Source organism: Streptococcus sp. K0074 (genome assembly GCF_048843365.1).
Taxonomy (GTDB): domain Bacteria; phylum Bacillota; class Bacilli; order Lactobacillales; family Streptococcaceae; genus Streptococcus; species Streptococcus mitis_BM.
On sequence record NZ_CP184836.1, the window covers coordinates 1118543 to 1143492 of the forward strand.

24 protein-coding genes, 2 tRNA genes, 1 pseudogene and 1 riboswitch are annotated in these 24950 nt (G+C 40.1%); of the genes and pseudogenes, 13 read left to right on the plus strand and 14 right to left on the minus strand.

What is annotated here, in order from left to right; all coding sequences use genetic code 11:
• Positions 1-20: 20 nt before the first annotated feature.
• A complete protein-coding gene (radC, locus tag ACN076_RS05415; protein WP_023944219.1) occupies positions 21-701 on the plus strand; it encodes a RadC family protein in 681 nt (226 codons plus the stop codon).
• Here the strand turns inward: radC and ACN076_RS05420 are convergent.
• The 7 genes from ACN076_RS05420 to ACN076_RS05450 form a co-directional block, all read right to left on the minus strand.
• Positions 698-1387 carry a gamma-glutamyl-gamma-aminobutyrate hydrolase family protein gene (locus ACN076_RS05420; protein WP_023944221.1) on the minus strand — a complete coding sequence of 230 codons (690 nt, stop codon included), beginning with the start codon at positions 1385-1387 and terminating at the stop codon, positions 698-700. The two genes, radC and ACN076_RS05420, sit on opposite strands and share 4 nt — an antisense overlap.
• Before the next feature lie 17 nt (positions 1388-1404).
• Positions 1405-2046, minus strand: coding sequence for a redox-sensing transcriptional repressor Rex (locus ACN076_RS05425; protein WP_000653414.1), 642 nt, complete (start codon positions 2044-2046; stop codon positions 1405-1407).
• An 82-nt stretch (positions 2047-2128) separates the two neighbouring features.
• Complete coding sequence (locus tag ACN076_RS05430; protein WP_420789560.1) at positions 2129-2344, minus strand: DUF4649 family protein; 216 nt, start codon at positions 2342-2344, stop codon at positions 2129-2131.
• A 7-nt stretch (positions 2345-2351) separates the two neighbouring features.
• A complete protein-coding gene (locus tag ACN076_RS05435) occupies positions 2352-2699 on the minus strand; it encodes a DUF1831 domain-containing protein (protein WP_000863540.1) in 348 nt (115 codons plus the stop codon).
• Positions 2700-2703: 4 nt separating this feature from the next.
• Positions 2704-3819 (minus strand): cysteine desulfurase family protein, encoded by a 1116-nt coding sequence (locus tag ACN076_RS05440; RefSeq protein WP_420789561.1) that lies wholly within the window; start codon positions 3817-3819, stop codon positions 2704-2706.
• A gap of 9 nt (positions 3820-3828) precedes the next feature.
• Positions 3829-4788, minus strand: coding sequence for a ribose-phosphate diphosphokinase (locus tag ACN076_RS05445; RefSeq protein ID WP_001283823.1), 960 nt, complete (start codon positions 4786-4788; stop codon positions 3829-3831).
• 112 nt (positions 4789-4900) lie between these two features.
• Entirely contained in the window at positions 4901-5470 is a 570-nt protein-coding gene (locus ACN076_RS05450; protein WP_420789562.1) for a CYTH domain-containing protein, read from the minus strand.
• 127 nt (positions 5471-5597) lie between these two features.
• Here ACN076_RS05450 and ACN076_RS05455 point away from each other — a divergent pair, with 127 nt between their 5' ends.
• The 4 genes from ACN076_RS05455 to pta are packed head-to-tail and all read left to right on the plus strand — an operon-like array spanning position 5598 to position 8982.
• Positions 5598-6269, plus strand: coding sequence for a GTP pyrophosphokinase (locus ACN076_RS05455; protein WP_261025296.1), 672 nt, complete (start codon positions 5598-5600; stop codon positions 6267-6269).
• The gene (locus ACN076_RS05460; protein WP_000799054.1) at positions 6253-7071 is read left to right on the plus strand and encodes an NAD kinase; all 819 of its coding nucleotides are present in this window, start codon (positions 6253-6255) and stop codon (positions 7069-7071) included. The genes ACN076_RS05455 and ACN076_RS05460 overlap by 17 nt, the downstream gene beginning before the upstream one ends.
• A complete protein-coding gene (locus ACN076_RS05465; RefSeq protein WP_420789563.1) occupies positions 7068-7964 on the plus strand; it encodes an RluA family pseudouridine synthase in 897 nt (298 codons plus the stop codon). The genes ACN076_RS05460 and ACN076_RS05465 overlap by 4 nt, the downstream gene beginning before the upstream one ends.
• Positions 7965-8007: 43 nt before the next feature.
• Positions 8008-8982, plus strand: a complete 975-nt coding sequence (gene pta / locus ACN076_RS05470; RefSeq protein WP_000451580.1) for a phosphate acetyltransferase — start codon at positions 8008-8010, stop codon at positions 8980-8982.
• A 139-nt stretch (positions 8983-9121) separates the two neighbouring features.
• Here the strand turns inward: pta and pepT are convergent, their stop codons facing one another.
• Entirely contained in the window at positions 9122-10345 is a 1224-nt protein-coding gene (pepT, locus tag ACN076_RS05475) for a peptidase T (RefSeq protein ID WP_420789564.1), read from the minus strand.
• Between the two features lie 153 nt (positions 10346-10498).
• Here pepT and hemH point away from each other — a divergent pair, with 153 nt between their 5' ends.
• Positions 10499-11593, plus strand: a complete 1095-nt coding sequence (hemH, locus tag ACN076_RS05480; protein ID WP_420789565.1) for a ferrochelatase — start codon at positions 10499-10501, stop codon at positions 11591-11593.
• A gap of 40 nt (positions 11594-11633) precedes the next feature.
• Here hemH and mscL read toward each other — a convergent pair whose 3' ends face one another.
• Positions 11634-12014: a large conductance mechanosensitive channel protein MscL gene (gene mscL / locus ACN076_RS05485; protein WP_000910203.1), complete on the minus strand. Its 381-nt coding sequence runs from the start codon at positions 12012-12014 to the stop codon at positions 11634-11636.
• A gap of 81 nt (positions 12015-12095) precedes the next feature.
• The gene (locus ACN076_RS05490) at positions 12096-12527 is read right to left on the minus strand and encodes a GtrA family protein (RefSeq protein WP_261066065.1); all 432 of its coding nucleotides are present in this window, start codon (positions 12525-12527) and stop codon (positions 12096-12098) included.
• Between the two features lie 28 nt (positions 12528-12555).
• Positions 12556-12652: riboswitch (PreQ1 riboswitch) on the plus strand.
• On the opposite strand from ACN076_RS05490, the gene ACN076_RS05495 reads away from it, so the two are divergent.
• Entirely contained in the window at positions 12650-13159 is a 510-nt protein-coding gene (locus tag ACN076_RS05495) for a QueT transporter family protein (RefSeq protein ID WP_000737073.1), read from the plus strand. It overlaps the preceding riboswitch by 3 nt.
• Before the next feature lie 105 nt (positions 13160-13264).
• On the opposite strand, the gene ACN076_RS05500 is transcribed toward ACN076_RS05495, so the two are convergent.
• Positions 13265-14722: an IS1182 family transposase gene (locus ACN076_RS05500; RefSeq protein ID WP_101786106.1), complete on the minus strand. Its 1458-nt coding sequence runs from the start codon at positions 14720-14722 to the stop codon at positions 13265-13267.
• Between the two features lie 148 nt (positions 14723-14870).
• Here ACN076_RS05500 and ACN076_RS05505 point away from each other — a divergent pair.
• Positions 14871-14943 (plus strand) — tRNA-Thr (locus tag ACN076_RS05505).
• A 40-nt stretch (positions 14944-14983) separates the two neighbouring features.
• On the opposite strand, the gene ACN076_RS05510 is transcribed toward ACN076_RS05505, so the two are convergent.
• A complete protein-coding gene (locus ACN076_RS05510; protein WP_420789566.1) occupies positions 14984-16072 on the minus strand; it encodes a tyrosine-type recombinase/integrase in 1089 nt (362 codons plus the stop codon).
• A gap of 170 nt (positions 16073-16242) precedes the next feature.
• Between ACN076_RS05510 and ACN076_RS05515 the strand changes: the two are divergent.
• Positions 16243-17699: pseudogene (locus ACN076_RS05515) on the plus strand (IS1182 family transposase).
• A gap of 111 nt (positions 17700-17810) precedes the next feature.
• Here ACN076_RS05515 and ACN076_RS05520 read toward each other — a convergent pair.
• Positions 17811-17898, minus strand: a tRNA-Ser gene (locus tag ACN076_RS05520).
• Positions 17899-18059: 161 nt separating this feature from the next.
• Here ACN076_RS05520 and ACN076_RS05525 point away from each other — a divergent pair.
• The 4 genes from ACN076_RS05525 (at position 18060) to ACN076_RS05540 (ending at position 24040) form a co-directional block, all read left to right on the plus strand.
• Positions 18060-18800 carry a DeoR/GlpR family DNA-binding transcription regulator gene (locus ACN076_RS05525; RefSeq protein ID WP_000920651.1) on the plus strand — a complete coding sequence of 247 codons (741 nt, stop codon included), beginning with the start codon at positions 18060-18062 and terminating at the stop codon, positions 18798-18800.
• Positions 18797-19708, plus strand: a complete 912-nt coding sequence (pfkB, locus tag ACN076_RS05530) for a 1-phosphofructokinase (RefSeq protein WP_420789567.1) — start codon at positions 18797-18799, stop codon at positions 19706-19708. The genes ACN076_RS05525 and pfkB overlap by 4 nt, the downstream gene beginning before the upstream one ends.
• On the plus strand, positions 19705-21657 hold the full coding sequence (locus ACN076_RS05535) for a fructose-specific PTS transporter subunit EIIC (RefSeq protein WP_420789568.1): 1953 nt from the start codon (positions 19705-19707) through the stop codon (positions 21655-21657). The genes pfkB and ACN076_RS05535 overlap by 4 nt, the downstream gene beginning before the upstream one ends.
• 88 nt (positions 21658-21745) lie before the next feature.
• Complete coding sequence (locus ACN076_RS05540; protein ID WP_420789569.1) at positions 21746-24040, plus strand: DNA translocase FtsK; 2295 nt, start codon at positions 21746-21748, stop codon at positions 24038-24040.
• Positions 24041-24473: 433 nt separating this feature from the next.
• Here ACN076_RS05540 and ACN076_RS05545 read toward each other — a convergent pair whose 3' ends face one another.
• Positions 24474-24944 carry an arginine repressor gene (locus tag ACN076_RS05545; protein WP_033677026.1) on the minus strand — a complete coding sequence of 157 codons (471 nt, stop codon included), beginning with the start codon at positions 24942-24944 and terminating at the stop codon, positions 24474-24476.
• Between the last annotated feature and the right edge of the window lie 6 nt (positions 24945-24950).

Consider the following 24950-nt stretch of genomic DNA (forward strand, 5'->3'; position numbering starts at 1 on the left):
ATAAAGTGAGGAGGATTTTTATGTACAGTATTTCATTCCAAGAAGATTCACTGCTGCCAAGAGAAAGACTGGCCAAAGAAGGAGTTGAAGCGCTCAGTAACCAAGAGTTGCTAGCTATTCTACTCAGGACAGGGACACGTCAGACTAGCGTTTTTGAAATTGCCCAGAAAGTCTTGAGCAATCTTTCAAGCCTAACGGATTTGAAAAAAATGACCCTGCAGGAATTGCAGAGCCTATCTGGTATCGGGCGCGTTAAGGCCATAGAATTACAAGCAATGATTGAACTGGGGCATCGTATTCACAAGCATGAGACCTTTGAGATGGAAAGTATTCTCAGTAGCCAAAAGTTGGCCAAGAAGATGCAGCAGGAATTGGGGGACAAAAAACAAGAGCACCTGGTGGCGCTCTATCTCAATACTCAAAATCAAATCATCCATCAACAGACCATTTTTATCGGTTCTGCAACTCGTAGTATTGCTGAACCACGTGAGATTCTTCACTATGCTATCAAGCATATGGCGACTTCACTCATATTGGTTCATAATCATCCTTCGGGAGCGGTAGCCCCTAGCCGAAATGATGATCATGTCACTAAACTTGTTAAAGAAGCCTGTGACCTGATGGGAATTGTCCTCTTGGACCATTTGATTGTCTCTCACTCCAGTTATTTTAGCTATCGTGAAAAGACAGATTTAATCTAAAGTTCATTAACGACATAGTCAAAGAGGTTTTTATCTTTGGGACGATTTTCAAAAAGAAACTCTGGATGCCATTGGACACCGAGAAAGGCGACATCATCCGTACTCATGACAGCCTCAATGATACCATCTTTAGGATCATGAGCTGCAATCTTTAAGTTAGGTGCTAAATCCTTAATACTCTGATGGTGGAAGGAGTTGATATGGGAGATTTCTCCATAGATTTCTCGGAGAACGGTATTTGGTTCTGTCACTAAGCGTTGGGTTGTGTACTCGGCGGAACAATCCTGCCAGTGATCTTCGATATCTTGATACAAAGTTCCACCCATGGCAACGTTAAAGAGTTGTGTTCCACGGCAGACAGAAAAAATTGGCTTTTTCTGTTTAATAGCTTCCTTGATGAGGGCCAGTTCGAAGATATCTCTTTGAAGGTGGTAGTCATCGCTATCAATGGTTTTTGGTTCACCATAGAATTTTGGATCAACATTTTGCCCACCTGTCAAGATGAGCTTGTCAATCATACTGATATAGTGGCAGGCCATTTCTTGATTACCAATCGGTAGGATGATGGGAATCCCTCCAGCGTCTTTAACGCCTTCAACAAAGCCTTTTGCTGCGTAGCTCATCATGATGTCATCATCTGGATGAGTTTTTTCGTTTCCTGTAATCCCTATAACTGGTTTTTTCATAAAATGATTTTCGCTTTCTAATCCTCTTTTCGCATGAAATAGAGGAGGGTTTGGAGTTCACTTGTCAAATCGACATACTGAACGACCACATCTTTTGGTAAATGCAGATGGACTGGTGAAAAACTAAGAATTCCTTTCACGCCAGCATCAACCAAGAGATTGGCAACTTCTTGTGACTTAACGCTGGGAACGGTCAGGATAGCAGTCTTCACATCGGCATCCTTGATTTTATCCTTGATTTGAGAAATTCCGTAAATAGGAATCCCATCAGGGGTTTGGCTACCGACTTCAGGATGGTCATCTAGGTCAAAGGCCATGATAATCTTCATCTTGTTACGTTCGTGGAAGCGGTAGTGGAGAAGGGCATGCCCCATATTTCCAATACCAACCAGCATGACATTGGTAATAGAGTTATCATTGAGCAAATCGGCAAAAAACGTCATGAGTTTTTTGACATCATAGCCAAAGCCACGACGACCAAGTTCACCAAAATAGGAAAAATCACGACGTACGGTTGCTGAATCAATACCGATAGCCTCTGCAATTTGCTTAGAGTTGGCACGTTCAATCTTTTCTGCATGAAATCTCTTAAAAATTCGATAGTAGAGAGAGAGTCTTTTCGCTGTAGCTTTTGGAATAGCAGACTGTTTATCTTTCACAAAATCACAACCTTTCTATTCTTCTATTTTATAGAAACATTGTGAAAAAATCAACAAAAATAAGAAAAAACTAAGAAAAATCTTAGTTTTGATGTAAAAAATCTGCATGTGATAGAAAACGGTAGAGGTCTCCGACCAGCCCCTGATAAACTTTCTGGCCCTTAAAAGTCAGAGAAGTCACATAAAGTGTATCTGGTAGGGTCACACATCCTGACAAAGCCAGCATGAGAGCCTCATAATCTTCATACTTGAGAGTCCGCTCTACATGATAGTTATCCTTATAGATCAGTTCAAACATTTTGGCTCTATCTTTCTGATTTTGTAAAGACACCACGTTCTACCAAGCTATCCATGAGGAAGTAGAATTTTTCCTGATGAATGTGGTGGTCTTCTGATTTGAAAATATCAACTAGACGAAGGCCAAACTTGTCAGTGATATTGATTTTAGCCCCTGTAAGTTCCTTGTTAATAATGATTTTGAGTTGGAAGCCTTCACCGCTGTTTGGCACTTTTTCCAAAAGGCGAGTCAATTCATAGTTACCAACCTTAGTCTCAAAAAAGGTGTTGTCCTTAAGGGTGAATTTTTTAACAGAAGGGCTAAGAGTGTAGTCGTAACGACAATTTTTTAACTGAATGGTTTTTTCAAATGCCATATGGCTAACCTCCGATAATTTCTTTTAAGGTTTTTGCGAGGGTTTGTAGGTCTTCGACAGTATTTTGTGGCGACAAACTGATACGAACGGATTCCTTCAAGCGTTCTGAATTTGCCCCGTACATGGCTTCGAGAACATGACTAGATTGGACAATGCCTGCCGTACAGGCTGAGCCAGTAGAGATTGAAATTCCAGCTAAATCTAGACGAAGGAGTAAGAGATCATTTTTCTGACCAGGAAATCCAATATTGAGGACATAAGGGAGATGATGGTCTCCTATATTCAAGTAATACTGAATTCCCTCTAGCTCTGCCAGAAAGGCAGTTTCTAGATTTTGTACATGTTGAAAATGTTCTTCTTGTTTTTCTAGGTCTTCTTTTAGAGCTGCAACCATGCCTACGATAGCAGCCAGATTTTCAGTCCCTGCACGTTTTTTCTGTTCTTGGTCTCCGCCATGAAGATAGGAATCAAAGTTCATGCTAGATGCGTAGAGAAAGCCGATTCCCTTAGGACCATGGAATTTATGGGCAGAAGCAGTGAGAAAATCAATGCCCAATTCTTCTGGGTGTATAGGGATTTTACCAATAGCCTGAACTGCATCGACATGATAGGCGGCTGGGTGTTGCTTGAGTATTTGGCCAATTTCAGCAATGGGAAGTAGGTTTCCTGTCTCATTATTAGCAAACATGGTAGAAACCAAAATCGTATCGTCACGTAAGGCCTCTTGAATTTGCTGGGCGGTGATTTCTTGATTTTCTGGCTGGATAATGGTTACTTCAAAACCGAAGTGTTGAACCAAGTAATCAATCGTTTCAAGGACAGCATGATGCTCAATGGCAGTTGTGATGATGTGTTTTCCTTGTTCTTGATGACGAAGACAGTAGCCAATGATGGCAGTATTATTGCCTTCAGTCCCACCAGAAGTGAAAAAGATATGTTGAGGTTTTGTCCCCAGTAACTGGGCTAGTTCCTGACGGGCTTCTCTCAAGAGTTTGCCAGCTTGACGACCATGACCATGAATACTAGATGGATTGCCATGGGTTTCTTGCATAACCTTGGTCATAGCTGAAATAGCAACTGCTGACATAGGAGTCGTTGCAGCATTGTCCAAATAAATCAAAGGATCACCTTATTTCTTTTTGTTGTAGGCAAAGAGTGGGCTGACTGGTTTTCTTTCGTGGATACGGACGATGGCATCACCAATTAACTCACTAGCAGTGATGTAGCATACGTTTTTAGGAGTTTTTTCTTTTGTTGCTACTGAATCAGTCACAAGAATTTCTTTAATATTAGTATTGTCAAGAAGTTCAGCAGCTCCTTCGACGAAGAGACCGTGGCTAGAAACAGCATAAATTTCTGTAGCCCCTTCACGTTCAACGATTTTAGCAGCTTCAGAGAAGGTACGTCCTGTATTTAAAATATCGTCAATCAAGATGGCTTTCTTACCTTCAACATCACCAATAATATAACCTTCGTTACGAGTTGCATCGTCTTGAGGGTAATCGATAATGGCGATAGGAGCATCAAGATATTCAGCCAAGCTACGAGCACGTTTCACACCTGAATTTTTAGGGCTAACGACAACAACATCTGAACCAAGTAGGCCCTTATCGCAATAATGTTTTGCAAATAGAGGAACTGTATAGAGGTTGTCAACAGGAATATCAAAGAAGCCTTGCACCTGAACAGCATGCAAATCAAGGGTAAGGACACGGTCAACACCAGCCTTAACTAGCATATTAGCAACTAGTTTTGCTGTAAGTGGCTCACGTGGTGAAGCAATGCGGTCTTGACGTGCATAGCCAAAATATGGAAGGACAACATTGATACTGTGGGCACTTGCGCGCACACAAGCGTCAACCATGATCAACAATTCCATTAGGTGGTTGTTAACAGGGAAACTTGTAGACTGGATGATGTAAACATCATAACCACGGACACTTTCTTCGATATTTACTTGGATTTCTCCGTCTGAAAATTGACGTGATGATAGTTTTCCAAGCGGTACACCAACAGCTTGTGCAATTTTCTGTGCAATCTCTTGGTTAGAGTTGAGTGCGAAAAGTTTCATGTTTTTTCTATCTGACATTATAGACCGTCCTCTGTAAACTTTATAAATCCTAGTTATATATGTCTTGCCTATATGAACTGGGATTTGTGTATTTTTATCTTTTCTATTTTACCAAAAAATGAAGATTATTTCAGCTATTTTTCATGCTTTTGACAAATCGAACCAATTTTGAAGGGGCTTTTTGGTAGGAAATCTGATTTTCCTCTAAAAATTGCTGGAAATCTTGTTTCCCTTGCTCGTGATTCTCAACTTCAAGCTCTAATTCGTAATCTGTAATATCAAAGTACTGACTTTCATCCAGCGCCATGAGACCAATAGCTGTTTGCATTTCATAGCGAAGTGTTGTTAGACAACCAAGAATCTGCCATTCACTAGTTTTAATATCATGTTTCGCCAATTCATCAAGAATCAGTCCCTGAGGAAGTTCTTCCTTGATCAGATAGTTTTCAGCGTCTTTTAGTTGCAATTTTTGATTGTATTCCATGTTTCCAACACTTTGAGGGACTTTGAGTGTCAATTCTGCCCAGTCTTCAAAGGTTCGAATGCGCAAAGCAACTTTTTTTTCTCGCAGTTCAAAATCAGGTGTGTCGATGTAGTAATTTTTTTGAAGAACAGGAGTGACGTCTGTGAACTGCTCTTTTAGACGATCATATTCATCTTTTTTCAATAATGTTTTCAATTCAATTTCTAAATGTTTCAATTTTCTTACCTTTTCTTTATCGTTGAAAGCGGATTTATGGTATAATAGCTTTGTATTTATTGTATATGAATCTGGAGAAAAAATCAAAGATATTTTTGAAGGATAATATGAGAACAAGGGAGAATATATGACCATAGAATGGGAAGAATTTCTAGATCCTTACATTCAAGCTGTTGGTGAGTTAAAGATTAAACTACGTGGTATTCGTAAGCAATATCGTAAGCAGAATAAGCATTCTCCGATTGAGTTTGTGACTGGTAGAGTCAAGCCGATTGAAAGTATCAAGGAAAAAATGGCTCGTCGTGGCATTACTTATGCAACCTTGGAACACGATTTGCAGGATATTGCTGGTTTGCGTGTGATGGTCCAGTTTGTAGATGACGTCAAGGAAGTAGTGGAAATTTTGCACAAGCGTCAGGACATGCGAATTATACAGGAGCGAGATTACATTACTCATCGAAAAGCATCAGGCTACCGTTCCTATCACGTGGTAGTAGAATATACGGTTGATACTGTCAATGGTGCCAAGACCATTTTGGCGGAAATTCAAATACGTACCTTGGCCATGAATTTCTGGGCAACGATAGAACATTCTCTCAACTACAAGTACCAAGGGGATTTCCCAGAGGAGATAAAGAAGCGACTGGAAATTACAGCCAAGATTGCTCATCAGTTGGATGAAGAAATGGGTAAAATTCGAGATGATATCCAGGAAGCCCAGGCTCTTTTTGATCCTTTGAGTAGAAAATTAAATGACGGTGTAGGAAACAGTGACGATACAGATGAAGAATACAGGTAAACGAATTGATCTGATAGCTAATAGAAAACCGCAGAGTCAAAGGGTTTTGTATGAATTGCGAGATCGTTTGAAGAGAAATCAGTTTATACTCAATGATACCAATCCGGATATTGTCATCTCCATAGGTGGGGATGGCATGCTCTTGTCGGCTTTTCATAAGTATGAAAATCAACTTGATAAGGTCCGCTTTATCGGTGTTCATACTGGACATTTGGGCTTCTATACGGACTACCGTGATTTTGAGTTGGACAAGCTAGTGACTAATTTGCAACTAGATACTGGGGCAAAGGTATCATACCCTGTTCTGAATGTGAAGGTCTTTCTTGGAAATGGTGAAGTTAAGATTTTCAGAGCACTAAATGAAGCTAGTATCCGCAGGTCTGATCGAACCATGGTAGCAGATATTGTAATCAATGGTGTTCCCTTTGAGCGTTTTCGTGGAGACGGGCTAACAGTTTCGACTCCGACTGGTAGTACAGCCTATAACAAATCACTTGGCGGGGCTGTTTTACACCCTACCATTGAAGCTCTTCAGTTGACGGAAATTGCCAGCCTTAATAATCGTGTTTATAGAACGTTGGGCTCTTCCATTATTGTTCCTAAGAAGGATAAGATTGAACTCATTCCAACGAGAAACGATTACCATACCATTTCGGTTGACAATAGCGTGTATTCCTTCCGAAATATTGAGCGAATCGAGTATCAAATCGACCATCATAAGATTCACTTTGTCGCATCACCTAGCCATACTAGTTTCTGGAACCGTGTTAAGGATGCTTTCATCGGCGAGGTGGATGAATGAGGTTTGAATTTATCGCAGATGAACATGTCAAGGTTAAGACCTTCTTAAAAAAGCACGAGGTTTCTAAGGGACTTCTGGCCAAGATTAAGTTTCGAGGCGGAGCTATTCTGGTCAATGACCAACCTCAAAATGCAACTTATCTATTGGATATTGGAGACCGAGTTATCATCGATATTCCCGCCGAGGAAGGCTTTGAAACTCTGGAAGTTATTGAGCGCCCTCTGGATATTCTCTATGAGGATGACCATTTTCTAGTCTTAAATAAACCCTATGGAGTGGCTTCTATTCCTAGTGTCAATCACTCCAATACCATTGCAAACTTTATCAAGGGTTACTACGTTAAGCAAAATTATGAAAATCAGCAGGTTCACATTGTGACCAGGCTTGATAGAGATACTTCTGGCTTGATGCTCTTTGCCAAGCACGGTTATGCCCATGCACGATTAGACAAGCAGTTGCAGAAGAAGTCTATCGAGAAGCGCTATTTTGCTTTGGTTAAAGGAGATGGATATTTAGAGCCTGAAGGAGAGATTATTGCTCCGATTGCGCGTGATGAAGACTCTATTATTACTAGACGAGTGGCTAAAGGTGGGAAGTACGCCCATACTTCCTACAAGATTGTCGCTTCTTATGGGAATATTCACTTGGTCGACATTCGATTGCATACTGGTCGAACCCACCAAATCCGAGTCCACTTTTCTCATATTGGTTTTCCTTTGTTAGGAGATGACTTGTACGGTGGTAGTCTGGACGACGGCATCCAACGTCAGGCCCTACATTGCCATTACCTATCCTTTTATCATCCATTTTTAGAGCAAGACTTGCAGTTAGAAAGTCCCTTGCCGGATGATTTTAGCAACCTTATTACCCAGTTATCAACTAATACTCTATAAAAACCGATTCAGAGTATAATTATTATCTAAAAGGAGAAAACTCATGGAAGTTTTTGAAAGTCTAAAAGCCAACCTTGTTGGTAAAAATGCTCGTATCGTTCTCCCTGAAGGGGAAGAGCCACGTATTCTTCAAGCGACTAAACGCTTGGTAAAAGAAACAGAAGTGATTCCTGTTTTGCTTGGAAATCCTGAAAAAATTAAAATCTATCTTGAAATTGAAGGGATCATGGATGGTTATGAAGTCATTGACCCTCAACATTATCCTCAATTTGAAGAAATGGTTGCTGCCTTGGTAGAGCGTCGCAAGGGCAAAATGTCTGAAGAAGATGCACGCAAGGTTTTGGTTGAAGATGTCAATTACTTTGGTGTTATGCTGGTTTACTTGGGCTTGGTTGATGGAATGGTATCTGGAGCTATTCACTCAACTGCTTCAACAGTTCGTCCAGCCCTACAAATCATTAAAACTCGCCCAAATGTAACGCGTACTTCAGGTGCCTTCCTCATGGTTCGTGGTACGGAACGTTACCTGTTTGGAGACTGTGCCATCAACATCAATCCAGATGCAGAAGCATTGGCTGAAATTGCCATCAACTCAGCAATCACAGCTAAGATGTTTGGCATCGAGCCTAAAATTGCTATGCTGAGCTATTCTACTAAAGGTTCAGGATTTGGTGAAAGCGTCGATAAGGTTGTAGAAGCCACTAAAATTGCTCACGACTTGCGTCCTGATCTTGAAATCGATGGTGAGTTGCAATTTGATGCAGCCTTTGTTCCCGAAACTGCAGCTCTTAAAGCTCCGGGAAGTACAGTAGCTGGTCAAGCAAATGTCTTCATCTTCCCAGGTATCGAGGCAGGAAATATCGGATACAAGATGGCTGAACGTCTTGGTGGTTTTGCAGCTGTAGGACCTGTTTTGCAAGGTTTGAACAAACCAGTTAACGACCTTTCTCGTGGATGTAATGCAGATGATGTTTACAAGTTGACCCTCATCACAGCGGCTCAAGCAGTTCATCAATAAAGAGAAGTGCTACTAAATAATTCGCATTAATAATCAAAAAACGCACAGTATCAGTACAAAAAAACTTGATACTATGCGTTTTATTGTGTGAAGATTTACTTCATTTTCTCTTGAAATTGAGTTTTTGCCCAGCCTATTTTTAGTCTTTATAAGCTACGATACCAATGATTGTATCAACTGCACGTTCCATAGTCTGAAGGCTAACGTATTCAAAACGTCCGTGCATATTCTCGCCACCAGCAAAAATATTAGGTGTTGGGATTCCCATAAAGGAAATCTTAGAGCCGTCTGTCCCTCCACGGATTGGTTCGATAATAGGAGTGATTCCCAGATCTTCCATAACGGCTTTAGCAATGGTAATTGGAGTCATATCTTTTTCAATGACTTCTTTCATATTGTAGTACTGATCTGTTAAGTTTAGGGTGACACGGTCGCTACCAAGTTCTTGATTCATCTTATTAGCGATAGACTGCATAGTTGCTTTACGCGCTTCAAAGGCATCTTTTTCAAAATCGCGAATGATGTAGCTTGCACGCGCCTCCTCGACACTACCAGTCACATCCATAAGATGATAGAAACCTTGGTAACCTTCAGTGAACTCAGGTCGGTCATTCTCTGGAAGTTGATTATGAAAATCAATTGCTAGCTGAAGAGCGTTGACCATCTGACCTTTGGCAGTACCAGGGTGGACATTACGTCCTTGGAAATTCAATTCAGCACCAGCTGCTGAGAAGGTCTCGTACTGAAGTTCACCTAGTGGACCACCATCAACAGTGTAGGCAAAATCTACATCGAAATCTTCTGCATCAAATTTATTAGCACCAACACCAATTTCTTCATCTGGACCAAAGCCAACACGAATCTCACAGTGCTTGATTTCAGGATGAGCAGTTAGATATTCAATAGCTGTCATAATTTCAGCAATGCCTGACTTGTCATCAGCTCCTAGCAAGGTTGTTCCATCTGTTGTGATGAGCGTTTGTCCTGGATATTTTTCAAGACTCTTAAAGTCAGCTGGATCGAGTTTGAAACCAGAATTTCCAAGTTCAATCACACTACCATCGTAGTTTTCAATCACCTGAGGATTGACTCCTTCGGCATTAAAATCAGCAGTATCCATGTGAGATATAAATCCAATCTTACGTGTTAAAGATGGATCGTTGGCTGGCAAGGTCCCAATTGCAAAACCATTTGGAAGGTAGTAGACGTTTTGCAGTCCAACACGTTTCATTTCAGGGATAAGAACATTGGTTGCGAAGTCAACCTGACTCTGTGTACTTGGAGTAGTAGTAGAGTGTTCATCAGAGCGTGTGTTGACCTTAACGTAGGTTAAGAAGCGGTCCAAGAGATTGGGATAAGTCATAAAAAACTCCTTTTGAATTCATTTTTTCCATTGTATCATAGAAAGAAAAGAAAAACAAAAGACAGAAGTTCGGAAAATTCACTATGTTGGCGTTTACTTATTAATGGATAAATGATAAAATAAACTTGATAAAAATATCACAAGGAAGCAGTTATGAAAAAAGCAATTTTAATGATGACATTCGGTTCGCCAGAAGAGATTACCTTTGAAGGTGTGGCTGATTTTTTCACAAATATTCGTCGCGGAGTGAGACCTCAAGACCACGAGATTCAAACACTCTATGATAATTATGTACTTATTGGAGGTACGCCTCTGCAAAGAATTACCCGTGAAGAGGTGGCCGTAGTAGAAGCTAGACTGGGGAATGAGTATAGTGTTTATTTTGCTAATAAGTTTTCTAGACCTTTTATCCCAGATGTGATTGGTCAGATGGAAGCAGACGGAATCGAGCAATGTATTTGTTTGATTTTGGAGCCTCATTATTCTTTTTACTCTGTCATGGGTTATGAGAAATTTTTAGAAAGCAAGCAAATTCAATTTTTAGTCATTAAGGACTGGTATCAGGAAGAAGCGCTCTTAAACTATTGGGCAGATGAAATTGCTAAGATTTTAAAAGAAGAAGTAAAGCAGGATAGCTTTAAAGTCATCTTTTCAGCCCATAGTGTGCCCATTTTTGCCTTGGATTTTGGTGATCCATATATTGACCAAATTTTCGAAAATAGCAAGCTAGTCGCTGAAAAACTAGGCTTGAGTTCAGAGCAATATACTAACACTTGGCAGAGTGAAAGTGATATCGGGATTCCATGGATTAAGCCAGATGTTTTGGAGTATCTCAGAGAACAGACAGAACATCCAGACCATTATATTTTTGTTCCTATCAGCTTCATTAGCGAGCATATTGAAGTCTTGTTTGATAATGATGTGGAATGTTATGACTTGTGTCAAGAATTGGGTGTGAACTACCATCGACCACCAATGCCAAATACGGATTCTCGTTTGATTGATGCCTTGGTCAATACAGTCAGAGCCAATGAAGATCAAGAATTTAAGGAATTTCTCCCAGAAGAAGAAACCTTTGATGAATTAGTTCCTTCAGACGAGACTAAAAACATTTTGGCCGAATCTCAAGATTTACAAATGCCAGAATTTGTGAAAAAACTGATTGAGAAAAAAGGTCGAGAAAATGTTAAGATGCCTTATCTTATCAAGAAAATGCTAGAGAAAGCAGGTAAGTTTCCGAAAGAGTAAAGAAAAAGGATTTAGCTTTGTGCTAGATCCTTTTAAACGATTATTTTTTCTCAAGAAGGGCTTTGATTTCTTGAAGTACTTCCAACTCAGTTGGACCAGCTGGAGCTTCCTCAGCAGCCTCTTCTTTCTTAGTAAGGCTTTGAGCTTTTTCGATACCTTTGATAACAAAGAAGAGAACAGTACCGATAACTAGGAAGTTGATAACAGCGCTCAAGAATTTACCATATGTAACACCATTCCAAGCAAGCTCAGCGATGTTTTGTACTTTCGCAGCTTCCAAGGCTGGATTCAAAATAAGTGGAGTGATGATATCGTTAACAAGTGATGTAACGATTGCACCAAAAGCAGAGGCAATGATCACACCGACAGCAAGGTCAACAACATTACCACGAAGCAAAAATGCTTTAAGATCTTTTAACATTTTCATAATTTCCTTTTAAAAAAGTTTATACTTCATTATATATTAATTAAAAAAAGCTTGCAAGATATATGCTCAGAAATTTTATTTTTTAAAAATAAAAACCTTACTAAAAATGTAATTAAGGATAATTATCAATAATTGTGCAAGAACTGTTTCGATTGCATTGATTTTGTCAAGATTTTCATTTACGAATTGACCTATGATGTGGGGAAACTGGGTTACAAATAGAAAAGTAAGGAGCAAGTCTAACAGAAAAGTAGAAAGGCGGGCAAGAGAAAATTTCACTAAACGTCTTGGCCAATTCTGCCTAGCTTGCTTAAATACAATCCTATCATTTGTGCTAAAGGCAAATAGGATACCAATAATATTTGCTAGGCCAGTAGCAAGGAGTTCCTGATGACTTAGTTGATAAATGACGAATCGCGAGAGAATCGAAACTAAAGTTGTTGCAAGGCCAAAAAAGAGATAGGCTAAGATTTCATTGTTCAAAAATTTTTGAATAGGAATTTTCATGGTTTAAGTATAGCATAAAGCAGGCTATTGTGCTATACTAGTAAGGTTGAATAAAGCAACCCTTGGTGCTTAGCTTCTTTCACCAAGCATATTACACGCGGATAACCGCCAAAGGAGAAAAGATGAAAAAATTAACTATTCGTGATGTTGCAGATATTGCAATCGTCGCTGCTATCTACGTCGTTTTGACCGTCACACCGCCCCTAAATGCCATTAGCTATGGTGCTTATCAGTTCCGTATTTCAGAAATGATGAACTTTATGGCTTTTTACAATCCTAAGTACATCATCGGAGTTACCATCGGTTGTATGATTGCTAATTTCTTTAGCTTCGGACTGCTAGATGTCTTTGTTGGTGGTGGATCAACCCTAGTATTCCTTAGTCTAGGTGTTTGGCTTTTTGCAAAATACAGCAAGGATTACCTCTTTAACGGATTGATTCGAAAAGATCATTTCTTCTTCTCAATCCTCTTTTCAATTTCCATGTTTACTATTGCTGCCGAGTTGAATATCGTAGCGCAATTACCATTTTTCCTTACTTGGTTTACAACAGGAGTTGGTGAATTTGCCTCATTGATTATTGGAGCGATTATTATCGGTAAAATTGGTCGTCGAATCGATTTAAGCAAATAGAAGAAGATAAGCTAGGTAGCTCTGAGTCCACTGAAAAAATAGGTCTCTTACTTTTAATGAAATGAAAACCGAGGAATCTCTCGTTAATTTGAGCGAGTTCCTCGGTTATTTTGTATTTATTAAGGTCATAATTCGTTTCATATTGACCACGAAGATGGTTGTGGCTGCCTGTAACTCCATGCTGAAAAGACCCGATGCTCTCGCGACATCAAAGCCATGTCTCTGTTTTAGTTCGGCATTCTTTGCTTCGATTTTATAGCGATGTCTGGCCATTTCTTTAAAATAAGGTGTTTCCTGAAATTTCTTCTGGAAAAGATGGTCGTCACTCTTAATGGCTATTGAATAAGTTTTAGACTTTGCCCCCTCCTTATAACATCCTTCCTTGGAAAGGCAACTCTTGCACTTCTCAATGTCAAAGTAATGAGTGACAACTTGATTCTTATTTTGATATTTTTTCCCTGTCCTTGCTTTGCGAACAGCCATGTGTCCTTCTGGACAGACAAATAGCCCTGCATCTTTATTAAATTCAAACGCATCCTCTTCTTTACGGTAACCTTTTGAAACTGAAGGGTTCAGTTTTGACACCAAATGAATCTTTTCTTTGCGAGCTAGTTGAATATTGTCCTTTCCTGAATAAGCCGCATCACCAATAATAGTCTCGATGTCCAGACTATTTTCCTTTGTTTTGGCATATAACTCAGGTAAATATTTCCCATCGCTTTGTTCACCAGAAGTGACCACACAAGCAGTAATAATCCGTTCATCCGTCATAGCGATATGACTTTTATATCCATAGAAAGAGCTGTCGGCTGTCTTATGTCCAAGCCTAGCCTCCTCCTTAACAGAAGCTTCCAAGTGTTCTAAGTCGTCCTCGACAGCCTCTTTTAGGTAATTGAACTTTTGAGACACAGCCGGTAGGGCTAAGAGTTCCTCGTGTTTTTCAACCACAGCCATTAATTCCTCTGTATAGGTCAACTCTGCTTCGAGGTTATCTTCCTGAGGTTTCTTTGGAAATTCTATTTTGATATCTTCTGAATGTTGATAAATTGTTTTACGTAAAGCTTTTGAACGCTCTCTAAGGATTTCTTGGGGTTTCTTATGATTATAATGAGATTTGGTGTGAGTGGCATCCACAATGAGGATTTTACTCTTAATCAAGTTATGTTCGAGTGCAATTTGAACAGACTTCTGAATCAATACATCAAGCAGTTTATCATCTTTAATTCTTAGCTTTCTAAATTTTGTCAAAGAGGATGGCTCGATAACAGAATCCTCAGGAGCTAGACCAAGAAAAAATTTAAAGGCCATATCTGACAAGGAACGTCCTACCACATCTACATCTGATAACTTATAAATATCTTTTAACAAGAGATATTTGAACATCATAATCGGTGAATAAGCTTTACGCCCAAAATCGGGACGATAATTCTTTTCTAGTTCATCATAAATAAAGCTAAAATCACAGAGTTCAGTTAGCTGACGTAAAAAGTGGGTTTTAGGAACCACGATATCATACAAACTAGAATAAGGACTGACATCCATAGTTAACTGATTATCAAGCATTATTTCACCTCATCTCTAGTATAACAAAAAAGCCATCAATTTAATGACTTTTTCAGTAGGCTCGGTAGCTCTCACCTGGCTTTTTCTTATGGAAAATATCTAAGGGAACTTGACAAGTTTTTCTAACTGTAGTATACTTTTCAAGTAAGCTGATTTAGCTCAGTTGGCAGAGCGCATCCATGGTAAGGATGAGGTCGCCGGTTCAATCCCGGCAATTAGCATTAAATATACAGAAAAACCCTTGATTTACAAGGGTTTTTGTTATGTCTGCCCCAAATCTGCCCCAAATTTTTCAAAGATAGTTCTTACCTTATCATTATTCTTCTCCCTTAACGCTTCTAGTTGATGGGCGTATACTTTGAGAGTGATATTCAAATTCTCATGTCCCAAAAGCTGAGAGATAGAAATGAGTTCTACTCCTTGGGTAATAAGGTAGGAAGCGTATGTGTGTCTGAGTGAGTGGATGTGGACATTTCTACCGACTATTTTTTTGATTGTCTTATTAGCTGCAGCATTTGACACAGAACCAAAGATTCTGTTTTGCTCGTTCTCTTTCCAATATTTTTCTTTATACTCTTTTAGTATTGATAATGTCTGATCATCTACTGGAATTTTTCGAACCGAACTAGCGTTTTTTGTGGGCGCAAAATCATATGTCGTGTTATAGTTATAAGTCTTGTTTACATCAATAATCTTTTCGTTGAAATCAACATCATTCCACGTCAGGCCAAGGGCTTCAGAAAATCTCATACCAGTTACAGCTATGAGGTAGATAATTGCATAAGAATGATATTTAAAATTTTCTTTGGCAGTATTGATAAGATCGATATATTCATCTGTTTCTAGAAATTTAGTTTCTTTGGCAAAGGATTCAACAGATGAGCGAATAACTGCGAAATCGCAAAAATTACGTTCAATAATTCCTTCGTGGACAGCCATCTTAATTGCTGCTTTCAGATGATAGTGGAACTTCTCGACAGTTTCTTGAGTGTGGGTGCTAGAGAAATTATTTAATACTTGCTGATACATGGAATTTGTAATGCTATTAAGTCTTGTATCTCTAAAGTATAACTTAATTTTGCTTTCAGTATGTTGGTATTTTTTCCAAGTTACTGGGCTAACATTTGGTTTTTTATGGATGTTTGCCCAATTTTGAAAGTATTCCAATAAAGTTTGTCGCTCGTCTACAATAATATTTTTATTGAGCAATCGTTCAGCTTCGAGCGATGCAGCTTGCGCTAGTTTTTTTGTTTTGAATCCGCCTTTTGATTTTTGACAAAATTTTCCATTAGGAGCCTTGTAACTAATTCGATATTCCCACCCGTTATCTCTTTGTCTAAAGTAGGCCATTGATTTTCACCTCATTTCTTGATAAAATGGGTATAGTAAAGAGGGCTTTTTAATGCCTCTTACTATACATGGATATCCTCACACTCAAAAACTTGGCGGTCGGAGAGGAGCCTACTGAAAAAGTCATTAAATTGATGGCTTTTTTGTTATACTAGAGATGAGGTGAAATAATGCTTGATAATCAGTTAACTATGGATGTCAGTCCTTATTCTAGTTTGTATGATATCGTGGTTCCTAAAACCCACTTTTTACGTCAGCTAACTGAACTCTGTGATTTTAGCTTTATTTATGATGAACTAGAAAAGAATTATCGTCCCGATTTTGGGCGTAAAGCTTATTCACCGATTATGATGTTCAAATATCTCTTGTTAAAAGATATTTATAAGTTATCAGATGTAGATGTGGTAGGACGTTCCTTGTCAGATATGGCCTTTAAATTTTTTCTTGGTCTAGCTCCTGAGGATTCTGTTATCGAGCCATCCTCTTTGACAAAATTTAGAAAGCTAAGAATTAAAGATGATAAACTGCTTGATGTATTGATTCAGAAGTCTGTTCAAATTGCACTCGAACATAACTTGATTAAGAGTAAAATCCTCATTGTGGATGCCACTCACACCAAATCTCATTATAATCATAAGAAACCCCAAGAAATCCTTAGAGAGCGTTCAAAAGCTTTACGTAAAACAATTTATCAACATTCAGAAGATATCAAAATAGAATTTCCAAAGAAACCTCAGGAAGATAACCTCGAAGCAGAGTTGACCTATACAGAGGAGTTAATGGCTGTGGTTGAAAAACACGAGGAACTCTTAGCCTTACCGGCTGTTTCTCAAAAGTTCAATTACCTAAAAGAGGCTGTCGAGGACGACTTAGAACATTTGGAAGCTTCTGTTAAGGAGGAGGCTAGGCTCGGACATAAGACAGCCGACAGCTCTTTCTATGGATATAAAAGTCATATCGCTATGACGGATGAACGGATTATTACTGCTTGTGTGGTCACTTCTGGCGAACAAAGCGATGGGAAATATTTACCTGAATTATATGCCAAAACAAAGGAAAATAGTCTGGACATCGAGACTATTATTGGTGATGCGGCTTATTCAGGAAAGGACAACATTCAACTAGCTCGCAAAGAAAAGATTCATTTGGTTTCAAAACTGAATCCTTCTGTTTCAAAAGGTTACCGTAAAGAAGAGGATGCGTTTGAATTTAATAAAGATGCAGGGCTATTTGTCTGTCCAGAAGGACGCATGGCTGTTCGCAAAGCAAGGACAGGGAAAAAACATCAAAATAAGAATCAAGTTGTCACTCATTACTTTGACATTGAGAAGTGCAAGAGTTGCCTTTCCAAGGAAGGATGTTATAAGGAGGGGGCAAAGTCTAAAACTTATTCAATAGCCATTAAGAGTGACGATCATCTTTTTCAGAAGAATTTCAGGAAACACCTTATTTTAAAGAAATGGCCAGACATCGCTATAAAATCGAAGCAAAGAATGCCGAACTAAAACAGAGACATGGCTTTGATGTCGCGAGAGCATCGGGTCTTTTCAGCATGGAGTTACAGGCAGCCACAACCATCTTCGTGGTCAATATGAAACGAATTATGACCTTAATAAATACAAAATAACCGAGGAACTCGCTCAAATTAACGAGAGATTCCCCGGTTTTCATTTCATTAAAAGTAAGAGACCTATTTTTTCAGTGGACTCGATTTCTTGGGTATCTTTTTTAAAATAAACGGAAGACATGGGATTCGAACCCACGCACGCTGTTACACGCCTACCGCGTTTCCAACACGGCCTCTTAAGCCTCTTGAGTAATCTTCCAATACTTACTCAAATAGTCTACCATAAAGGCCCCTATCTTGCAATAAAAATTCTAGAAATAAGAAAAATGATAGAAATTGAAAGAAAATGATAAAAAATGCTTGACTTTGAAAGAAAGTATGATAGAATGAATAGTGTAAACGATAACAGGAGGTGATTCGGTGTTAAAAACAGAGCGGAAGCAACTGATTTTAGAGGAGTTAAATCAACATCATGTAGTTTCTCTAGAGAAATTAGTTAGTTTGCTAGAGACCTCAGAATCAACGGTTCGAAGAGACTTGGATGAGTTGGAAGCGGAAAATAAGCTTCGTCGCGTGCATGGTGGAGCAGAATTGCCCCATTCCTTGCAGGAAGAAGAAACCATTCAAGAAAAATCTGTCAAAAACCTTCAAGAGAAGAAGTTGTTGGCTCAGAAAGCAGCCTCCCTCATTAAGGAACAAGATGTCATCTTTATCGATGCTGGAACAACTACAGCATTTTTGATTCATGAATTGGTCAATAAGAATATTACTGTTGTGACGAATTCGATTCACCATGCCGCACAGTTGGTTGAAAAGCAGATTCCAACTGTCATGGTTGGAGGAAGTGTCAAGATGGCGACAGATGCTAGTATCGGGGGCGTTGCTCTTAACCAGATTAACCAATTGCACTTTGACCGTGCCTTTATCGGGATGAATGGTGTGGACGATGGCTATTATACGACTCCTGATATGGAGGAGGGAGCTGTGAAGCGTGCTATTTTAGAGAATGCCAAACAGACCTATGTCTTGGTGGATTCGTCTAAGATTGGACAAACTTGCTTTGCCAAGGTAGCACCACTCAAACGAGCTATTGTTATCACAAGTCAAGGGCATGAGCTCTTGCAGGCTATTAAGGAGAAAACGGAGGTAATAGAAGTATGATTTATACAGTCACACTCAATCCATCCATTGACTATATTGTCCGTCTGGACCAAGTCCAAGTCGGTAGTGTCAATCGTATGGACAGTGATGATAAGTTTGCTGGTGGGAAAGGAATCAATGTCAGTCGTGTCTTGAAGCGCTTAGATATTCCAAATACAGCGACTGGATTTATCGGAGGCTTTACTGGTAAATTTATCACAGATACTCTGGCAGAGGAAGAAATCGAGACGCGTTTTGTCCAAGTGGCAGAAGATACTCGTATCAATGTTAAGATTAAAGCAGACCAAGAGACAGAAATCAACGGAACGGGTCCAAATGTCGAACCAGCTCAGTTAGAAGAATTGAAAGCTATTTTGTCTAGTTTAACAGCAGAAGATACAGTTGTCTTTGCTGGTTCAAGTGCTAAAAATCTAGGCAATGTTATCTATAAGGATTTGATTGCCTTGACGCGTCAGACGGGTGCGCAAGTGGTTTGTGACTTTGAAGGACAGACCTTGATTGATAGTTTGGACTACCAGCCACTTTTGGTCAAACCAAACAATCATGAACTTGGAGCAATTTTTGGGGTTAAACTCGAAAGTTTAGATGAAATCGAGAACTATGCTCGTCAGTTACTGGCCAAAGGAGCTCAAAACGTCATTATCTCCATGGCTGGGGACGGTGCACTTCTTGTCACATCTGAGGGAGCTTACTTCGCAAAACCAATCAAGGGAACAGTCAAGAATTCAGTTGGGGCTGGTGATTCTATGGTCGCTGGATTTACAGGTGAATTTGTCAAATCAAAAGACGCAGTAGAAGCCTTCAAATGGGGAGTAGCTTGCGGAACGGCAACCACCTTCTCAGACGACTTGGCAACGGCGGAATTTATTAAAGAAACATATGAAAAAGTTGAGGTAGAAAAAAGATGAAAATTCAAGACCTATTGAGAAAAGATGTTATGTTGCTGGATTTGCAGGCAACTGAAAAAACAGCTGTCATCGAAGAGATGATTAAAAGCTTGACAGACCACGGTTATGTGACAGATTTTGAAACTTTTAAAGAAGGAATTTTGGCGCGTGAAGCTCTGACTTCTACAGGTTTGGGTGACGGAATCGCTATGCCTCACAGCAAAAACGCTGCTGTAAAAGAAGCGACAGTTCTCTTTGCCAAGTCAAACAAGGGTGTTGACTACGAGAGCTTGGATGGGCAACCAACTGACCTTTTCTTTATGATTGCAGCTCCAGAAGGTGCCAATGATACTCACTTGGCAGCTTTAGCAGAATTGTCTCAATACTTGATGAAAGAAGGCTTTGCTGATAAACTTCGTCAAGCAATATCAGCTGACCAAGTTATCGAACTTTTTGACAAAGCTTCAGAAAAAACTGAAGAGCCTGTTCAAGCACCTGCTAATGACTCTGGTGACTTTATCGTGGCTGTTACAGCTTGTACGACAGGTATTGCCCACACTTACATGGCCCAAGAAGCTCTTCAAAAAGTGGCTGCTGAAATGGGTGTTGGTATCAAGGTCGAAACCAACGGTGCCAGTGGTGTTGGTAACCAACTAACTGCAGAGGATATCCGCAAGGCTAAAGCTGTTATCATCGCAGCAGATAAGGCAGTAGAAATGGATCGTTTCGATGGCAAACCATTAATCAATCGTCCAGTTGCTGACGGTATCCGTAAGACAGAAGAATTGATTAACTTGGCTCTTTCAGGAGATGCGGAAGTCTACCGTGCCGCTAATGATGCAAAAGCTGCAACAGCATCTAACGAAAAACAAAGCCTTGGTGGTGCCTTCTACAAACACTTGATGAGTGGTGTATCGCAAATGTTGCCATTCGTTATCGGTGGTGGTATCATGATTGCCCTTGCCTTCTTGATTGACGGTGCTTTAGGTGTTCCAAATGAAAACCTTGGTAATCTTGGTTCCTATCATGAGCTAGCTTCTATGTTCATGAAAATTGGTGGAGCTGCCTTTGGTTTGATGCTTCCAGTCTTTGCAGGTTATGTTGCCTACTCTATTGCTGAAAAACCAGGTTTAGTAGCAGGGTTTGTGGCTGGTGCTATTGCTAAAGAAGGTTTTGCCTTTGGTAAAATTCCTTATGCCGCTGGTGGTGAAGCAACTTCAACTCTTGCAGGTGTCTCATCTGGTTTCCTAGGTGCCCTTGTTGGTGGATTTATAGCAGGTGCCTTGGTTCTTGCTATTAAGAAATACGTTAAAGTTCCTCGTTCACTTGAAGGTGCAAAATCAATCCTTCTCTTGCCACTTCTTGGAACAATCTTGACTGGATTTGTTATGCTAGCTGTTAACATCCCAATGGTAGCAATCAACACTGCTATGAATGACTTCCTAGGCGGTCTTGGAGGAGGTTCAGCTGTCCTTCTTGGTATCGTCCTTGGTGGAATGATGGCTGTTGACATGGGTGGACCAGTTAACAAAGCTGCCTATGTCTTTGGTACAGGTACGCTTGCAGCAACTGTTTCTTCAGGTGGTTCTGTGGCTATGGCAGCAGTTATGGCTGGAGGAATGGTGCCACCACTTGCTATCTTTGTCGCAACGCTTCTTTTCAAAGATAAATTTACTAAGGAAGAATGCAACTCTGGTTTGACAAACATCATCATGGGCTTGTCATTTATCACTGAAGGAGCGATCCCATTTGGTGCAGCTGACCCAGCTCGTGCGATCCCAAGCTTCATCCTTGGTTCAGCAGTAGCAGGTGGACTCGTTGGTCTTACTGGTATCAAACTCATGGCGCCACACGGAGGAATCTTCGTTATCGCCCTTACTTCAAATGCTCTCCTTTACCTCGTTTCTGTCTTGGTAGGAGCAATCGTAAGTGGTGTGGTCTATGGTTACCTACGCAAACCACAAGCATAAAACTTAGATAGAAAATGAAAAGATTGGACCGTTTGGTGCAGTCTTTTTCTCTTTCCGAAATGCCTGTGAAATATGGTATAATAGAAGAATGGCAAACAAGAATACAAGTAAAACAAGACGGAGACCGTCTAAAGCAGAACTCGAAAGAAAAGAAGCGATTCAACGAATGTTGATTTCGTTGGGAATCGCCCTTTTATTGATTTTCGCAGCCTTTAAATTAGGGGCTGCAGGTATAACCCTGTACAATTTAATTCGCTTGCTGGTGGGGAGCCTAGCATATCTAGCAATATTTGGTATTCTGCTCTACCTCTTCTTTTTCAAGTGGATACGAAAACAGGAAGGGCTCCTATTAGGCTTTTTCACCATATTTGCTGGCTTGCTCTTGATTTTTGAGGCCTATTTGGTTTGGAAATATGGTTTGGACAAGTCGGTATTAAAAGGGACCATGGCTCAGGTTGTGACGGATTTGACTGCTTTTCGAACGACCAGTTTTGCTGGAGGTGGCTTGATTGGAGTCGCTCTTTATATTCCAATCGCCTTTCTCTTTTCAAATATCGGTACTTACTTTATTGGTTCTATCTTGATTTTAGCTGGATCCCTCCTAGTCAGTCCTTGGTCTGTTTACGATATTGCTGAATTTTGCAGTAAAAACTTTGCCAAATGGCGGGAAGGACATGAGCGTCGAAAAGAGGAACGCTTTGTCAAACAAGAAGAAAAAGCTCGTCAAAAGGCTGAGGAAGAGGCTAGATTAGAACAAGAAGAGACCGAAAAAGCCTTACTCGATTTGCCTCCTGTTGATATGGAAACAGGTGAAATTTTGACAGGGGAAGATATTCAAACTTTTCCAGAAGAAGACTGGGTGGAACCAGAAATCATCCTACCTCAAACTGAACTTGAACTCGCTGAACAGGAAGATGGCTCTGATGATGAAGATGTTCAGGTCGATTTTTCAGCAAAAGAAGCCCTCGAATACAAACTTCCAAGCTTACAACTCTTTGCCCCAGATAAACCAAAAGACCAGTCTAAAGAGAAGAAAATCGTTCGGGAAAATATCAAAATCCTAGAAGAAACCTTTGCTAGCTTTGGTATCAAGGTAACGGTTGAACGGGCCGAAATTGGTCCATCTGTGACCAAGTATGAAGTCAAGCCTGCAGTGGGTGTACGGGTCAATCGCATTTCCAATCTAGCAGATGACCTCGCTCTAGCCTTGGCGGCCAAGGATGTCCGAATCGAAGCACCTATCCCAGGGAAATCTTTAGTGGGAATTGAAGTACCTAACTCTGAGATTGCGACTGTATCCTTCCGCGAACTATGGGAACAATCTCAAACGAAAGCAGAAAATCTCTTGGAAATTCCTTTAGGGAAGGCGGTTAATGGTACTGCAAGAGCTTTTGACCTTTCCAAAATGCCCCACTTGCTAGTTGCAGGTTCAACGGGTTCAGGGAAGTCAGTAGCTGTTAACGGCATTATCGCCAGCATCCTCATGAAGGCGAGACCTGACCAAGTTAAATTTATGATGGTCGATCCCAAGATGGTTGAGTTATCTGTTTACAATGACATTCCCCATCTCTTGATTCCAGTCGTGACCAATCCACGCAAGGCCAGCAAGGCCCTGCAAAAGGTTGTGGATGAAATGGAAAACCGTTATGAACTCTTTGCCAAGGTGGGAGTTCGGAATATTGCAGGCTTTAATGCCAAGGTAGAAGAGTTCAATGCCCAGTCTGAGTACAAGCAGATTCCGCTACCGCTCATTGTCGTGATTGTGGATGAGTTGGCTGACCTTATGATGGTAGCCAGTAAGGAAGTGGAAGATGCTATCATTCGTCTCGGACAGAAGGCACGTGCTGCAGGTATCCACATGATTCTTGCAACCCAGCGTCCATCGGTTGATGTCATCTCTGGTCTAATCAAAGCCAATGTCCCATCTCGAGTGGCTTTTGCGGTATCATCAGGTACAGACTCGCGCACCATCTTGGATGAAAATGGAGCTGAAAAACTGCTTGGTCGAGGCGACATGCTCTTTAAACCGATTGATGAAAATCATCCAGTTCGTCTACAAGGCTCCTTTATCTCGGATGATGATGTTGAACGCATCGTAAACTTTATCAAGGCTCAGGCAGATGCGGACTACGATGAGAGTTTTGATCCAGGTGAGGTTTCTGAAAATGAAGGTGAATTCTCAGATGGTGAAACTGGTGGAGATCCGCTTTTTGAAGAAGCCAAAGCTTTGGTCATTGAGACCCAGAAAGCTAGTGCGTCCATGATTCAGCGTCGTTTGTCAGTTGGATTTAACCGTGCGACCCGTCTCATGGAAGAGCTTGAGATGGCAGGTGTCATTGGTCCAGCTGAAGGTACCAAGCCAAGAAAAGTATTGCAACAATAAATTTCTCTCTTATACGGAAATGTGAACCTGACGTGATTTGAAGAGGTTTTTGAAGCGGATTATCTATGATGTATAATTAATTGAATCTAAAATAGTACGAAACGACTTTTAAAGCATGAAATTGATTTGAATTCCCTAATAAATTTGTTCACATTTTATTCAAACACTATATCAAGCTGAAACAGGTTTAGAATTTCTTTTAGATATATGAAGACTCCCCTTATAGTTTCTAGTGAAAAACAAATATTCACTAGAAACTATAAGGGGAGCTTTTGTACTCATGTATGAGATAGATTTCTTTTTTTGTTTTATTAAGCTGCATAGCTCACTTTTCAGTAGGAATCAGCTATTGTATTCGCTAGATGTTAGCTGACATCAATTTACTACTGTTTAAAATTTTGAGAGTTCTGCAGTTTTTGAGTTCAGTTTCTATTTATTCACCAAAGAAAAATGGTGGGGCGAACCGTTTCAGCTCTTCAAAGCAATGTTGGGCTGCCTCTGCATCTTCACAGATGACAAGGCAGACATCATCGCCACAGAGGGTAGCTATAGCGTCAGGGAAACTCAAAGCATCAATGATAGAACCAAAGGATTGAGCCAGTCCGGGAAGGGTTTTTAGTAGGACTTGGTGTTGAACTGGGCGCATCAAGACAAGGGCATCTTCCATGTAGAGTTCGAGACGTTTTTCCCATTTTGAGATAGAACCTGTATTGAGCACGTAGTAAGAGTTATCTTCTTCTCGTACTTTTGAGAGGTTCATACTTTTAATATCCCTCGAAAGTGTAGCTTGTGTAACTTGAATATCATTATCAGCAAGAAGAGCTTGTAGCTCAGCTTGAGTATGAATCTTGTTTTTCGTTACAAGAGCTCGTATGAGTTGGTGTCGGTGTTCAGATTTATTCATAATAAT